The sequence below is a fragment of the Scytonema sp. NUACC21 genome, assembly GCF_054684315.1.
In genome coordinates, this window is the sequence record NZ_BAAFZH010000106.1 from 43509 (window position 1) to 58814 (window position 15306).

The following is a 15306-nucleotide window of genomic DNA, read 5'->3' on the forward strand; positions in this document are numbered from 1 at the left end:
TAGCCATCACCTGAATTGAGAAAAATTCTCCGGATTTCTAAAAATTTTTTTGCTTTATATTGTATATTTTCAATACGATCCGAATTCAATGCGTGTTCTACATGTTTTAAACCACGTCCTAGAAATCGGTAATGGGATTGTCAATGTGGCGGTGGATTTAGCTTGCTTGCAAGCAAAGAATGGTCATGAAGTAGCTGTTGCCTCAGCAGGTGGAGAGTATGAGGCATTGCTGACCAGTTATGGAGTAAAGCACTTCAAATTGGATCAATCAAGATCCCTCATGAATATAGTTAATGCCGCTTTGCGTTATCGGGAAATTATCAAAGCGTATAGACCAGATATTGTCCATACGCACATGATGACCGGAGTTGTTCTGGCAAGATTATTCAAAGCTTCATCTCCATACGGTTTGGTTTCCACAGTACACAATGAATTTCAACGCAGTGCAATACTGATGGGTTTAGCAGACCGGGTGATTGCAGTAAGTCACGCAGTCGCTGAGTCGATGGCACAACGCGGTATTCCGGCAAAAAAGCTGAGAGTTGTGTCTAATGGAACTCTAGGAAGTGTTCGCTGTCGGAAAGTTCAAGACTATTTACCCATGCCACTGCAAAAACCGGCGATCGCAACTGTTGCGGGTATGTATCAGCGTAAGGGTATTGGAGAGTTAATAGATGCTTTTGCAGAAATTGCTTGTGATTTTCCAGATGCTCATCTCTATTTAGTGGGGAACGGTCCTGACCGTGTTATGTTTGAAGAGCAAGCAAAGAATACGCCTTTTGCTTACAGGATTCATTTTGAAGGTTTCCAGTCAGAGCCGAAACCCTATATGTTAGGCTGTGACATTTTTGTCCTGGCTTCTCACCGCGATCCCTCTCCTCTTGTCATTCCAGAAGCCCGTGAAGCTGGTTGTGCGATTGTAGCCACTCATGTAGATGGAATACCTGAAGCATTGGATGGTGGTCAAGCTGGTATTTTGGTACCACCAGCAAACAGCAAAGCCCTTGCAACTGCCCTGAAGCAATTGCTCGCTTCTCCTGAGTTACTGCAAACATGGCAAGACAAAGCACAACAAAACCTAGAACGATTGAGCGTGTTGCGCGTTCATGAAGAGACGATGGTAGTGTATGGGGAATTAACTACAAACTGCAATGTTTTTTCAGTGGTGAGTGGTTAGTGGCTAGTGGTTAGCAGGGGTGCAAAGAAAGAGCGCCTCTACTAACTATTAACCATTGATTATTCTTGAGGAAAATTCTTTATATTTTGATAGTACTGTGGATAAATTTGATGAAAATTGTTCAGGTGCTGTTGGTTTTTATAATACTTATGCCCTGCCATCACAATAGCTAAAAAGCCCCAGAGCAGCATACCAGAGAATGCTAGCATAGCGCTACCACCAGGTAGTGCTATAAAACAACCAAAAGCCACAGCACGAGATGCAGCCATAAAAGAATCGAAACGATACTCCGTATATTGGAATACCCTCAGTAAAAGCATGACTATTCCACCTAAGTAAGGGAACGCTCCCAACCAACCTATGGTGAAAAACGTTTCTAGGATACCGCTATCGATAACAATTGGTAGTAGTTTGCCGTCATCATCAACGACAAACGTATTTCCTATACCGTTACCGAGATAATTGGTCATGGCTTTACTCAAGCCATCTTCATAGATTTTTTTTCGGACATTTGCGCTGTCATCTTTATCTAGCGCAGTTAATGTTTGCAGACGAGAGTTGATTGCCTCAGAGAATGGCTCCATAGTTGTTAACGGGACGACACAAAGTGTCATCACCAAAATAGTTACCATGAGGCGCATTTGGAGTTTTGGCTTGATAGCAGTAATCATGGTGAGAAGTCCCACCAACCAGCAACCCCATAAAGTGCGTACCAATGCAAGTAGGAAGGAGAGGTAGCCAAAGGCTGCAGTTGGAATAACTAACGGTCCAGAGGAAGTAAATAACAGTAATAAACCTGCCATCATCATGACAGCAAAGGGACCGGGAGATGCCATCGTGCTCCAGAGACGGATTTTTAATGGCTCTGGATCGCCAAAGCTGGTGATTTTTGTGCCGATCAACCAAAATCTATCCCACTCTGGAGCAATTAGGTATTGTATAACTCCATACACTCCCGTGACCAACACACCCCAAAGAAATGCTCGTTGTATGCTTTTGCGATATTCTGGGTAATTTTGCCAGTTAACAATGAAGTAGAAGGAGAAAGAAATAGGAACCAGCCAGTCCAAAAGCGACCGGGCTGCGGTCACCGGTGAAGTTTTAATCAACCCTATTAGAAAGCCATAAATCACACCTATAAAGGCAAGGATAAATGGTAACCCTCCGGTGCGAGCCTCCTTAGGTAAGTCCTTGAAGGAATACATAGTAATAAAGCTTACTAAGTATTGAGAGACCAGTATCAACCGAGACTCATCAAAGCTGCCACTGTAATAATCAATTAAGCGAGAAACTAGCGGCGTGATAAACCACATCCAAAACGTGAAACCAACATAGAGGGCGGGATATCGGAAATACAGGAGAAGAGCAACAGCAAAAGATATGACTATATATCCCGGACGCATGATACTGGCAGCACGTACTGCAATGCCCGCAACAGTAAAAAGTATTAGCGCCCCAATTGCCAGCCAAGCATACAGGGTTGGGTGTTGTTTGGTATTATTTACTACAGGATAAGGATTTGAGATCGGCTGCCTTTGAAACACTACGCCACTCCAAGGTAAAAATATCTAAGGTAAGGGGCAAGGGTTGAAATTATTCGTAACGAATTACGAATTACTCACCAATGCCTTCGCTGATGCTTGGTTTTGGTTTTGGGTGGCTTGCCAGGTTAACCAGCCGAGCCTGCGTCCGCGAAGACATGCTAACCACTTCTTCCTAGCCAAGCTTCCTTCACTGGGTAAAAATCGCAACCATTGTATTAAACCCAAAGCCTCTTGGGTTCCTACCAATATAGCCCATATAATAAATGCAATACGTCTGACAAATGGTAAATGTTCCAGTAAAACTAGGGTTTCATTGTGTACTGAATTGAGCACTGCAGTTTCATTGAGTCTGTCACGTTTGTCGTCGTCAAAACGTTGCGCTGGGTAGTGATCTACTGCAATTTCCGGGTCGTAAACAATTTTCCAACCTGCTCGTTTCAAAGCTAAGCATAATGACATTTCAAAGTGAACTTGAGCACCCGTACCTTTCATCCGCTCGTCAAAGCCAATCGGGGTGCATGCACTCCGACGAAAACTCATGTTCACGCCTTTGAGAACATCAACCTCGCGGGCTTTACCCACGCCAATGTGATGTTTGCCGATAACGCGTCCCCACCACTGAACTAAGCCGACAACTTCGCTGGTGCCGTCATCGAGCAATTTGTTTTGCCAGTACACCCAGTCTCTTCCACCCACACCACCTATGCGATCGTCTGACAGATAGTACTTCTCAATCCGTTCCAACCAATCGCGATGAGGTGCTGCATCATCATCAGTAACTGTAACGATATCTCCTTTGGCTTCTTTCAAGGCTGCATTCAGGGCGGCAACGACTCCTGGAACTGTAACAGTTACAGTACGAAATTTTAAGGGTTCGGGGTTAAATTCCTTGAGAAACGCCCAACTGTCGCTGTCCGTGTCACGCACCACCACTAGCACTTCATCTGCCGGACGATTTTGGCTCTTGAGTGCTTCCAAACAACGACTGAGGTCTTTCGGGCGACGATAGGTTGGAACAATAGCAGTGATGGTAATCATGAGTCTCTGCTTGGGTTATTTAATCAGTTAACACTAAAGAGTTAACAGTAACCAGTTATCGGTTAGCGGCAATTGGCGATCGCCGCTAACTGATAACTTAACCTACTGTTTTGACTGTTGAACGAGCTTTAAGCTTGCTTAACCAATCTTTTACTATGCCTTTTAACTTGAGTGTTGTATGGAGCTGCCACTCAAAGTAAGGGGCTAAACCGATAGACAGGGCGAAAAGGCGCAATCGCAAGGATGGCGAATCCCCCAATTTTTTGAGGAGATTGACCAGTTCTGCTCGTTCCTCTTTATTAAAGATAGGCAGAAAACAGTAAGCTGAGTGCAAAACTGCCATCTTGCGTCTCTGCTTGTTCAGCACTTTTGTATCCCAACCCCGACGTTTAAATGCTGGCAAGAAACTTTCCTCGAAGATCCGAACATATCCTTTTAACTGCAAATGCTTGCGTTTGGATCGCGTTTTTTTAACGTCGGTCCAGACTCGATAGCAAGCTAATATCTCATCTGAGTAGACATTACCATAGCCTGCGTCTGCCATTCTTACGGATAAATCGTAATCCTCAACAAATTCAGGACGACCTTCGTAATATTTTAATTCCTGTAATGCCTTTGTTCTAAAGATGACAATGTTTGCTGCTACTCTATAGCCCGAGACTGCTGCCATAAGCGCCTCTTCAGAGTCTTGGAACTCGTGTTTTCTGGCTACTCTTCCTATATCACGGTTATTTCCATATTCGTCAATTTCCTGAATAGCCGTATGAGCATAACCTGCTTGTGGGTATTTTTGTAGTAGCGCGACTAATTTCTCAACGTATTTGGGAAATATCAGATCGTCCGAGTCCAAGCGAACGATGTAGTCAGTTTTTGGCTGACTCATTAACCAAGTGTTGTTTCCAGCAATTCCAAGGTTTTTCGGTTGGCGATAGTAATGCACCTGGGGAAACTGCTGGCATAGCTGTTCCATAACTTGAGGCGTTTCGTCTGTACTGCCGTCGTCTGAAACCCAAACTTCGACATTTGGGTATGTTTGATTGCAGGCACTACGCACGGAGTGGATCAGATATTGAGCTTGATTGTAGGTGGGAATACAAACAGCCACAGAGGGGAAATCTGGCATTGAAGTCATTTTAAGTCAGGTCCTACAAAATGGAGCAGATTGTAGTAAGGACAAGAGCCCTATTTGACTAGCAAAGTAAGGACGCTCATCCTTACTAAAAGCCAGCTTTCATTATGCTCAATTCTGACGAGGATATGCAACCCATTTTTTGTTTTGTTCGGTAGGTTTCCCGATCGTAATGACCACACTATGCTTTTTATAAGGGAGGCAAAGCGCAATTTTTTATGAAAGAAAAATTGAAAGCTTCCCAACTCGCGATCGCCTCTGCCTCTTTGTGATTTCTATCTGTTTTGATTATGCTGTTTTCAGTTGAGTAATGGTCTTGATTTTGCTTAACAACACCTTAACTATGCCTTTTAGCTTTAATTCCATATGGTGCTGCCACTCAAAGACAGGCGCAAGACCCAAGGACGATGCAAAAAGACGAATCCGCAAAGCTGGTGAATCACCCAATTCTTTTAACAGACTAATAAGTTCTGCCCGTTCTGTCTTGGAAAAAATTGGAGAAAAACAAGCTGCCGCATGAATTAACGCCATCTTGCGTCGATATTTATCAATAATCTCGGTATCCCAACCACGTCTTTCAAAAGCAGACATTAACGACTTATTGTATATCCAAAGATAAGCCCGCAATTGATCCCCTTTTCGCTTGGGTCGCGTGTGTTCGGCATCTGTCCATACACGGTACTCAGCCAAAATCGTATCCGAGTAAACGTTCCCATAACCAGCATCGGACATTCTCACTGCTAGATCGTAGTCTTCGCTATACCCCAGCCGAACGTCTCCATAAAACCCTACTTCTCGTAAAGCTTGAGCTTTAAACATGAAAATGCTGGAAGCAGTTCGCAAACCAGACACAGAAGCTCTTAGTGCCTCATCTGCGTTTTGAAACTCGTGCTTTCTCATGACTCGTCGTTCGGAAAGGAATTTTCCGGTTTGGTCGATCTCCAATGTTGCAACATGAGCCCAACCTGCTTCTGGATACTTTTGCATCAGAGCTACCAAAGTTTCCACATAACTCGGTAATACAACGTCATCTGAGTCCAAGCGAATCACAAATTCTGCGTTTGGCTGGCTTAAGACCCAGTTACAGTTAGGCATCATGCCCATATTTTCTGGATGGCGATGGTACCGCAGTTGGGGAAACTGCTGGCACAATTTTGCCATCACTTCCGGAGTGTTATCGGTGCTAGCATTGTCTGAAACCCACACTTCTACATTTGGATATGTTTGGCTGCAAGCACTTGACACTGAATGGATGAGGTATTGGGCTTGATTGTATGTGGGAATACAAATAGCAACTGATGGCAATTCCTGCATATTATGGTTATTCCTTTTTATGGTTGGTCACTAGTTATGGGTCAAGGAGTCAATTAATTTTGACTTTGTCTGAGTAAAGAACTTTAAACGCAGTTATGGATTGTGTATATTTGAGATGAAATTAATATGAACCTTCCTGCAACTAAGGATAAAGTTTTCTATCCCAGAGCCTGAGAAGTGCTATTGTCAAAAGAAAACTCTTTTAGGCAAAGCTAAAGAGATATTTTGTCAAGGTGTTTCAACCTCTTTTTATTTAATCAGGTGTTAAAAAAGGTTTTATGCAAAAACAGAAAAGTTTATATTATTGTTACATTTCTTTATTAGAAGTATTCATATTAAACCACAGAGTCAATAAATAACAAACGCCCCAAACTACAGTCATATTAAAAATAGCCTGAACCTTACCTCCCTAAAGAAATTTAAATTTCGGGGGTACCTTTGCTATTTTTGTTTTATGTTCTGATTTTTTCTTTTCCTCTATTTGTATTTTGTTATTTTTTTCTTAACTGTGCGATCGCCATCAATAAACTTGATTGCTTATTCAGATTGAGACAGATTTTGACAACAAATAAGTGGGGCGGCACAAATAAAGTTAAATAGCTAAGAGAACCCCTTCTCATTGATATGATTTAGGGCTGTTTTCACCTTCCTTAATATATGTGCTTTTTGTTTAGCCACCTATTTGGTATTTTCAGGTTTTATGCTGATGATTTCTATTATAACGTAAACTAGACTACAAAGTCTATAAATAAATAGAACTTTAAAGTTAGGATATCATCCGGAAAAAAGACCAATGATTGATGCTAACAATAAAGCAACCACGATATTTTCGGCTGAAAAAATCAAGAGAACTAAGAACAATCAGGACGGCTCGTGATGTCCATTAAATTATTTCTTGGAAGTCATTTGTTCTAATAAATCCACATAGCTTTGCGCCATTGTGTTCCAGCTGTGTTGTTCCGCTATAGTTCGCGAAGTTTTACCCATTTGGATTCTCAGTTGTCGATCCTGCGTTAGGGTTAAAAGCGCAGTGGCTAAAGCCTCAACATCATCTGAATCTTGCAAAACGATCCCTGCCGATGGCGTGACCAAATCTGCTGCACCTGTAGAACTAGCAGTGATCACGGGTATACCTGTTGCCATAGCTTCAATCACAACCAAGCCAAAAGGTTCGTAGCGGGATGGGAAAACAAAAAAATCTACTGCTTTCATGACCTCTGGTAAGTCACGTCGCAATCCCAAGAAATGAACTCGGTCATCTAATCCCAGTGATGTTGCAAGCTGGAGATAGGGACTGCCTTCTTTAACGCCTGCAACTGCCAGATGGAGCTCGGGCACTTTAACGAGAGCGTGCAACACTGTATCCAAGTTTTTCCTGGGGATTCTGATATCTCCTGCAAACAAAGCAAGGGTTACTCCTTCTGGAAGACCCCATTTTTTGCGATCGCTAACACCAGGAGAAAACTCTTGTAAATCCACGCCATTCACAATGACTTGAATGGATTCTTGAGGCACACCAATTTCTAACAAATCTTTGGCGATCTTATCGGAGACAGCCACCACTGCTTGTGATTGACGAAAAGCCTTTTTTTCCCACCTGGCATTTAAAGCCGTGTAAAACCACTGATATAAATCGTAAATAACTTGGCGTGGATTCAGTGCATTTCTAATTGATTTAGGCTTGACTTGCTTGGAGGAAAATTTCAGCCACGAACCGTGGACAAAATGTACTGCGTTAACATCACTAGGAGCCCAAGAGATCGCGCCGTTAGCTTTGACTACATCAAGCTGAACGCGATACTTACGCAACCAAGCCGTGCTGCGCCAAGCAAAAATTAAGTTACGAAGCAATTCGGTAGGCCATCCTTCAACCGGAATTGGTACCCAGTGAACGCGATCGTTTTGTTGTAATTCCGGGGCTACCTGACTTGATAATAAGGTAACGTGATGACCGCGACGAATTGCTTCTTGGGCAACCTCATAATTTACTCGACCCTGTCCATCACCTTTGATAACGCTGTGGGTAACGATGCAGAGCTTCACTCTTAACTTCCTGTAAAATCTATTTAGAACTTAGGGATTGTTGCCATTAAATCTTTAAACAACAGACGGACGCAATAATCGTCCAATATGAGACAGTCGAACAATCTCAGGCAAAGCTTGAATTGCTTTCCGTCTCATCAAATAGATCGTCATATGAACAAAGTATAAAATGAGAAACGCCACTAGTTTAATTGGATTAGGAGATAAGTCTTTGTAGCGTTTGATACCAACATACAACCGAGCAGCTTCTACTGAGATTTCATATCTTGTTAAACTGCCTTTTCCGGGTTCGTATAAACTACTCTTAAAATCAACGCTTGCGGCATTAATAACCAGCAACTCAGGGCAATGTACAATTTTGTACCCTCGTTTCAAGGCTCGCAAACAAAGTTCTGCATCTTCATAGCCGAAGAAGATATTTTCGTCCCACTGTTCTTGGTCAAAAAAGACTCGGGGGAATAAAGTGGCATGAATAGCTACAGATTCAGGAACCTCAGAAGCACAGAAGTACCCGCGAAAAGAAAGTTTTCCAGAAACCATTTCAAAGGAACCATCAGGGCTTCGGCTAACACCTGAAAGGATAGTTTGATTTCTTTGTTCGGCAGACAGTTGAGCGTATCTGTCTAAAGCACGAGCAATATAGTCTGGTTTTACACAAATATCATCATCAATAAAAGCAACAAAATCAGTTTCAGATGCTGGTATGGCATTGACTGCGTTGTTGCGGTTAGCGCAAACTCCCTGACGGGGTCCAATAATATATTCTGTTCCTGGATATTTCGCAACAATCTGATAATTCTGCTGCTGGACTTCTATAGTTGGGGAGTCATCTGAAACGACAACTTTATGGGGTTTAATATCAGAGTTCCATAGTGCTTGTAGACATTCTTCTAAGTTTTCTGGTCGATTTCGGGTGGTGATACAAGCTGATACTCTCATAATTCTATAGTTTATTGTTCGCTCACAGTTTTGTTGGTGTAGAAAATCCCTGGCTGTTCCTATATTTGATTTGTTCTCAGTTAAAACTTAGCTGCAATTCTTGGTGGAATAAAACTTAACATTAATGCAGCTACTGTGCGGAAGGTGAGATGTTGACGCAAGGAACGGCAAAAATATGGACGCGCTTCTCTGATTTTTTGAGAACGCATTAACCCAATCCCTAAAGTGGTACTGACATGTCCCCATTGCTGTTGAAAATGGGGTTTAAATTCCTGAAGTCGCTCATCTTCCATAAACTTCTCGTAGCAGAAAATATCAGCTTGAGCTTTTCGGATTTTCGCTTGAGAGTTTCGGCTACCACTCAACATTGTGTCTGTTTGTTCGTGAACTCTGTAACGAGTCAATTTTTCAGGACAATAATATGCTCCCAAACCATTACGACAACATAGGTAGTTTAAGTACAGATCCCACGAACCGCCGACTTCTGAAGGAATGGTGTTCCAGTCTACAACATCTCGACGAATAACAGCTGCAGTTGCTGTAGAAACTGCTCTATCAATTAAGCTCAGCTTAGAAAAAGGTTGGTAAATTCCTTCCTTAAGATAAGCCCGCTTAAAGAGGTGCGAACAATGCTCAGTGAGAGCAGGGTCTATTTCACCATCAGCGTCCATCATGTAATGGTCGCAAAAAGCAAGCGCTAGGTTTGGATTGGCTTCCAATGGTGGTACGAGTTTTTCTAAAAAGTTCTCTTCCCACATATCATCGTCAAGCAGACTCGCAACATACTTACCTCTTGCTTTTTTAAAGGCGTTCATGGTGTTGGCAAACATCCCCAAGTTTGTTGAGTTGCGGTAGAATCGAATTCTCTCGTCATTAAAAGACTCCACAATGGATTGGGGGTTTTCCGGACTGCAATTGTCAGAAACAATAATTTCAATGTTGCGATAGGTTTGTCTAATAGCACTCCTGAGAGCGACTTTTAAATAATCAGGACGGTTGTAAGTAGGTGTGATAATACTTACTAGGGGTTGTTGGGTTTTGATTTCATCAATCATATTCTTATTACTGTGGATTTTTCTTTTATCGGGAAAGTTTTAAACGGCTTTTCAAACGATCGCTAGTACAAATTTATTAAAAAGGGAACTTGAGAATATTGCAACGTTTGTCAAAAACTTGGGCTTGTTTTCTCCTGAGAAATTTAGATGGCTTTGACTATTATTTAATATGTTATTAACAATACACAAGGTAAGAAAAAATAATTTCTCTTACCTCTTATTTATCAACAATCTTTAAACTTCAATGAAGTAACTTTCACTATGGGAATTTTTATAACTTTACATAAGCTACCTTTTGGTAAAACAATTGTGCATTTTTCATCCAAAAGCGAACAAGATAGTAAATCCGTTCTAAAAAATTGTAGAAGCGCCAACTTAAAATTAAATTTGAAATATCTAACGCTTCTTGAAAGTCCCATTTGCAATTTATGTAGTAATTTGTCCGCCGATACTGAAGGTTACGGGATAAATTTACTCTAGACGGATGACCAATTTGTTTTAAAAAATTATTGATGTATTCGTTGGTCATTTCAATTCCGGTTTGTCCTGTTGCGCTTAATTCTACTCTCTTTTGAATAAAGTTATTTTTCCCATGCAATCGATAACTTCCCAGTACTTCATTCAGTGTCCTAATTTTGCCTAAAAAAGCTGTGCAGTAGATAAGACAACCATCAACACATAGCCGCCACTTGACACAGTCGATAGGAAAAAATTTGGAGAGTGTGCATCGTCGGTAGGCAAGCCCTGAGGTGGGTGGAAAACACCAAGCGTTCCCTGTTTCAACGATGACTTCTGCCAAATTTTCATCCAGTAGCCTTCCTACTGTCCTGGTGTTAGGAATGCGCTTGCCCTCACTATCAATGTTATCTAAGAGGTGCATGACACCAACAATATCTGGCCTATTAAACGCTTTTACAACCTGCTCTAATTTATTAGGCTTCCACACATCATCAGCATCTAAAAATGCGATAATGTCTCCGCTAGCTGCCTCAAATCCCGTGTTAAAAGCAGCTCCCTGTCCCTGATTTTCTTGAAAAATCGCTTTGATTTTATTTGGGTGCTTTTGGGCTAGTTGGGTGATGACCTCGCGGCTATCATCTTTGGAACCATCATCTACGACGATAATTTCCGTGTTGTTATAGGTCTGAGTTAAGACTGATTCAATGGCAGCTGCTAGATACCGAGCATAATTGTAGTTTGAAATGATAACTGATACTTTCATGTTTGAGCCGCAAAACCATAAGGTTCTATTGTTTATTGTGGTAGTGCCTGGTATAAAATAGATGAAGTTTACACTTTTTTTAAGCAATCTAAACAAAAGTTTTATTTTGCTTCGTGAGTGACTTCATGCTGCATCTGGTGATATTTCCAAAGCTTGCCGCGTCGTTCTAACAAGTCTTGATAGTTTCCTTGTTCTACAACGCGCCCTGCTTCCATGACCACAACTTTATCTGCCTTAGCAATTGTTGAAAGTCGGTGGGCGATCGCGATCACCGTTCGACCTACAGAAAGTTTTTCTATGGATTCTTGAATTAATCGCTCTGAGACTGAATCTAAAGCGCTTGTTGCTTCATCTAGAATCAAAATTTCCGGATCGCGCAATAATGCACGAGCTATGGCAATCCGCTGCTGTTGTCCTCCAGATAAACGGCATCCGCGATCGCCCAACACAGTATCAAAACCTTGAGGCATTTGTTCAATAAACTCAAGTGCATTTGCAAGTCGGGCGGCTTCTCGAATTTCTGCTTCCGTTGCATCTGGTGTACCATAGGCAATGTTCTGCCAAACAGTGGTATTGAAAATAAATGTATGCTGGCTGACGACTGCCATCTTATGACGCAGTGAGTTAATCTCAAACTGCCGTAAATCTACACCATCTATAAAAATGTGTCCTTCTGTTGGGTCGTAGAATCGAGGAATTAAATCAACGAGTGTTGTTTTACCAGCGCCAGACGCTCCTACCAGTGCCGTCATTTTACCCTTTTCAATCGATAGGGTTACATTATGCAGCACTCTATTTTCAGGATTGTAACCAAAATCAACAGACACGGCGTCAATTGAGCGATGCAATCCTGGAAACTGAATATTGCCATTGATGAAGTAATGTTTGTTGTCCTCTCTCAATAGCTCTTTAATATTTTCTAGGGACCCATTCAAAGTACTAAGAAATGCAAGAGTTCCGTTGATATCCTGGAGACTTGGTACAACGCGGACAAGGACAAAGAAAAAGGTGAGTAGTGAAGCGATTGGCAGTGTAAATTTCGTGAACGAGATAATGATTAAACTTATAAGAGCTGTAGTTGCTACACTTTCAGCTATAGGTTTGACTAATGTCCAAGCAGCGACAACTTTAATTGAAGCATTTAGTAATTCTTTACTTGATTTATAAAAGCGCTGCCTCTCAAAGTCTTGAGTTCCAGATGCATGAACGGTACGAATTCCATTAATAAACTCTAATGCTATTGCATTGAATTTACCGTTGGCGGTAGAAATATCAAAACTGCTTTCTCTCACCCTAGCGTTCAGTGTTGTCAAGCCTACTGCTAGCAAAGAAAATAATAGGACTGATAAGACAGACAGTTGCCACGATATCAGAAACATACAGATAAAGTAGACAACGACTACTAGTGCCCTAGTTAATACGAAAGCTGACCCACTAAAACCCTGTTTAAATCTCTCGATTTCTGTCGTCATCGTATTCATGATTTCGCCAGAACGAGCTTCAGTAAAGTAACCGAGTGGCAAAGACTGTAACTGTTCAAAAATTCGCTTTCGCAATCGGTCGGCAAGATTAAGTTGTGCAGATTCTGTGTATATTGCTGCGAAGTAATTAAAAGCTGCGCGAATCCAAGTACTAAGTAATATCATTATAGATATTACGTAAAGAGGATTGATTACTGAGGCATTAGCTGCTATCCAAGTATCCAACAAGCCAATACCTGTTTGGGGTGTAGCATTTGGATTGGTTAAGCTTTGGAGAAAGGAAAGTAGAAACCCGACACTGACGCCCTCAAAGGTTGCTGCAAGGAAGGTGAACACAACTGCGAAGATAGTTATTTTGCGAAAATTGCCAAACTCTCGCAGTATTAAGTGGTTCTCCTGCCAAAACTTATTAGCTTTGATAATGTTCCTGAGAATTTTGTTAACAGATTTGGAAAGTTTGGAGTACATTTGTATTTCTTTAAGGTATTTCGACAAGGAAATGGCATAACTTGTTGTACTGTGCAATCAAATTTTCGCCCAACCCTTGCCTTGAGAGTTTCATTCTTCAAATTTTAGGCAGTCAAAACAATTAAGAGTATGACTGCGTTTAATTGCGGCAAATGATCGCTCAATTACCGCAAATTCCACTTATCAACTATTTTGTCAGAATCCTACCAAGAGAGACAAGCCGTAAAACCAATTCATAATTCGTAATTACAAAACTTTGACTGAATCTTGGTTTTTAGCTTTGAATCTGTTCCTAAATTTTAGAGAATTGGTGTAAATCTATGCTTTCCAACAGTAAGTATAGAACTTTGCTTCCTTCACAAAATGTTCAGATATTGTATTTTCAGCAACTCATACCAACTCTGTAAACATTTGAATTACAAAACTTGACTGTCTAAATGCAACAAGCTGGACTGTGACTCAACCTCCCATGTCCCCATAATTCCTGGCAACTTGTTAAGGTGCCCTTGTCTCTCTGGGTTCAAGCGCACGGCATCTTTTAATGACCAGCACCGTGGTCCGGTCAAACTCATTTCACCCCGTAGCACGTTTAGCAGCTGAGGTAAATTATCTAACCCATACTTACGCATCCAACGTCCAAGCACTGTGAGTTCTTCCTCACTTTCGCCATCATACAAACTGCTTTGGTATGCTGTAGTATCTTCAAAAGCTTTCTTACTCGCTGCAGTTGTGCGAAACTTGATCGCTTTAAAAAGTCTACCTCTTTCACCAACATGCCATTGGCGAGAGAACACCGGACCCGAGGAATGAATTTGCATCAACAAAACTAACAAGACAATCATCGGGCTGGCTGCGAGTAACAATATCAAAGCACCAATCCATTCAGTCAACCGTCTCACTATTCCGAAAATTGGGCTAATGAGTTTTGGGCGCGAGTGAACACGGGGTATGCGAAGAAAGATGGGCTTATCGGCTGCAAGGCATGCATCCGCCCAAAATTTCAATCTTGCTTCACCTAACTTTGGGTCTATGCGAACTAAAGTTGCTGGAGAATGCTTCAGGCACTCCACTAGTGGCTGCATTTTTTGCAGTGAAGGCATATATGGCTGCTTAACTTGTCCTGGGGACATTACCAGCAACTGACCCCGCCGCCATTGAATTGTGCAGTATTGGGTGGGATAATCTTGATGTTGCTGCTTCACTGTATAGTAATTCTGTATTGTTGGTATTATTGAGGTTGTCATATTTATTTCAGCTCATATGGTAGTAGATTCCCGACCTGATACTTAAAGGCTGTTAAAGCCACGCACGATCTGCATCTTGCCTATTGCTCTAAAAAAGAGCCATCTGAGTGGAAAAATAGTCTTACAAACTATCTCTAATAGCAACTGCACATCGTTATCAAATTAGTTTTTATGGTGTGCAGGATACATCAATCAATGATATTATTGTCTGAATATATTTAAGTAACTCCACACTCGTGTTGTTTGTTTTCAGGGGTGATTTAATATCTAGGATATAAGATGCCGTAGAAATTACAGTTGCTTATAGAGATTCTTTATTCACTCTTTAAATAGTCACTCACTTTTTCCAAGAATTATTAAGCTATCGTAAATGCTCTACGAGCATACCTGTTTCTTCTTGTAAGGAATTTTAGCATACTCGGGATATTCAATTAAAAGAATATTAATCATTACAGCATAATTACATATCATCAAATAACACAAATTCAGTAAAACTAGTTATATGAATAAATTTTATATACTTATCCAATTTTTCTGTTGATACAAACTAACATTCCAATATGTAACACTTGGTAGTTGACATTTAACGATTTACCTCATTTGTGTGAGAAAATTCTTATTTCTTATGTTGATTTTTTAACACGAAGATTTA

At 41.2% G+C, this 15306-nt stretch carries 11 protein-coding genes; 1 reads left to right on the top strand and 10 read right to left on the bottom strand.

Annotated features, from left to right (window positions below):
* The first annotated feature begins 88 nt into the window (after positions 1-88).
* A complete protein-coding gene (locus ACYRY3_RS38000; RefSeq protein ID WP_460206921.1) occupies positions 89-1177 on the top strand; it encodes a glycosyltransferase family 4 protein in 1089 nt (362 codons plus the stop codon).
* 59 nt (positions 1178-1236) lie between these two features.
* Here the strand turns inward: ACYRY3_RS38000 and ACYRY3_RS38005 are convergent, their stop codons facing one another.
* The 10 genes from ACYRY3_RS38005 to hepC all read right to left on the bottom strand — a co-directional run bounded on the left by ACYRY3_RS38005 (position 1237) and on the right by hepC (position 14654).
* Positions 1237-2721 (bottom strand): O-antigen ligase domain-containing protein, encoded by a 1485-nt coding sequence (locus tag ACYRY3_RS38005; RefSeq protein WP_460206922.1) that lies wholly within the window; start codon positions 2719-2721, stop codon positions 1237-1239.
* 63 nt (positions 2722-2784) lie between these two features.
* A complete protein-coding gene (locus ACYRY3_RS38010) occupies positions 2785-3759 on the bottom strand; it encodes a glycosyltransferase family 2 protein (protein WP_460206923.1) in 975 nt (324 codons plus the stop codon).
* A gap of 97 nt (positions 3760-3856) precedes the next feature.
* Positions 3857-4891 (bottom strand): glycosyltransferase family 2 protein, encoded by a 1035-nt coding sequence (locus tag ACYRY3_RS38015; RefSeq protein ID WP_460206924.1) that lies wholly within the window; start codon positions 4889-4891, stop codon positions 3857-3859.
* Between the two features lie 285 nt (positions 4892-5176).
* Positions 5177-6202, bottom strand: a complete 1026-nt coding sequence (locus ACYRY3_RS38020; RefSeq protein WP_460206925.1) for a glycosyltransferase family 2 protein — start codon at positions 6200-6202, stop codon at positions 5177-5179.
* A gap of 888 nt (positions 6203-7090) precedes the next feature.
* Positions 7091-8245, bottom strand: coding sequence for a glycosyltransferase family 4 protein (locus tag ACYRY3_RS38025; RefSeq protein ID WP_460206926.1), 1155 nt, complete (start codon positions 8243-8245; stop codon positions 7091-7093).
* Positions 8246-8299: 54 nt separating this feature from the next.
* Positions 8300-9184: a glycosyltransferase family 2 protein gene (locus ACYRY3_RS38030; protein WP_460206927.1), complete on the bottom strand. Its 885-nt coding sequence runs from the start codon at positions 9182-9184 to the stop codon at positions 8300-8302.
* A gap of 80 nt (positions 9185-9264) precedes the next feature.
* Complete coding sequence (locus ACYRY3_RS38035) at positions 9265-10239, bottom strand: glycosyltransferase family 2 protein (protein ID WP_460206928.1); 975 nt, start codon at positions 10237-10239, stop codon at positions 9265-9267.
* Positions 10240-10510: 271 nt separating this feature from the next.
* A complete protein-coding gene (locus ACYRY3_RS38040; protein WP_460206929.1) occupies positions 10511-11461 on the bottom strand; it encodes a glycosyltransferase family 2 protein in 951 nt (316 codons plus the stop codon).
* 101 nt (positions 11462-11562) lie between these two features.
* The gene (hepA, locus tag ACYRY3_RS38045) at positions 11563-13410 is read right to left on the bottom strand and encodes a heterocyst formation ABC transporter subunit HepA (protein WP_460206930.1); all 1848 of its coding nucleotides are present in this window, start codon (positions 13408-13410) and stop codon (positions 11563-11565) included.
* 416 nt (positions 13411-13826) lie between these two features.
* Positions 13827-14654: a heterocyst development glycosyltransferase HepC gene (gene hepC / locus ACYRY3_RS38050; RefSeq protein WP_460206931.1), complete on the bottom strand. Its 828-nt coding sequence runs from the start codon at positions 14652-14654 to the stop codon at positions 13827-13829.
* Positions 14655-15306 lie beyond the last annotated feature (652 nt).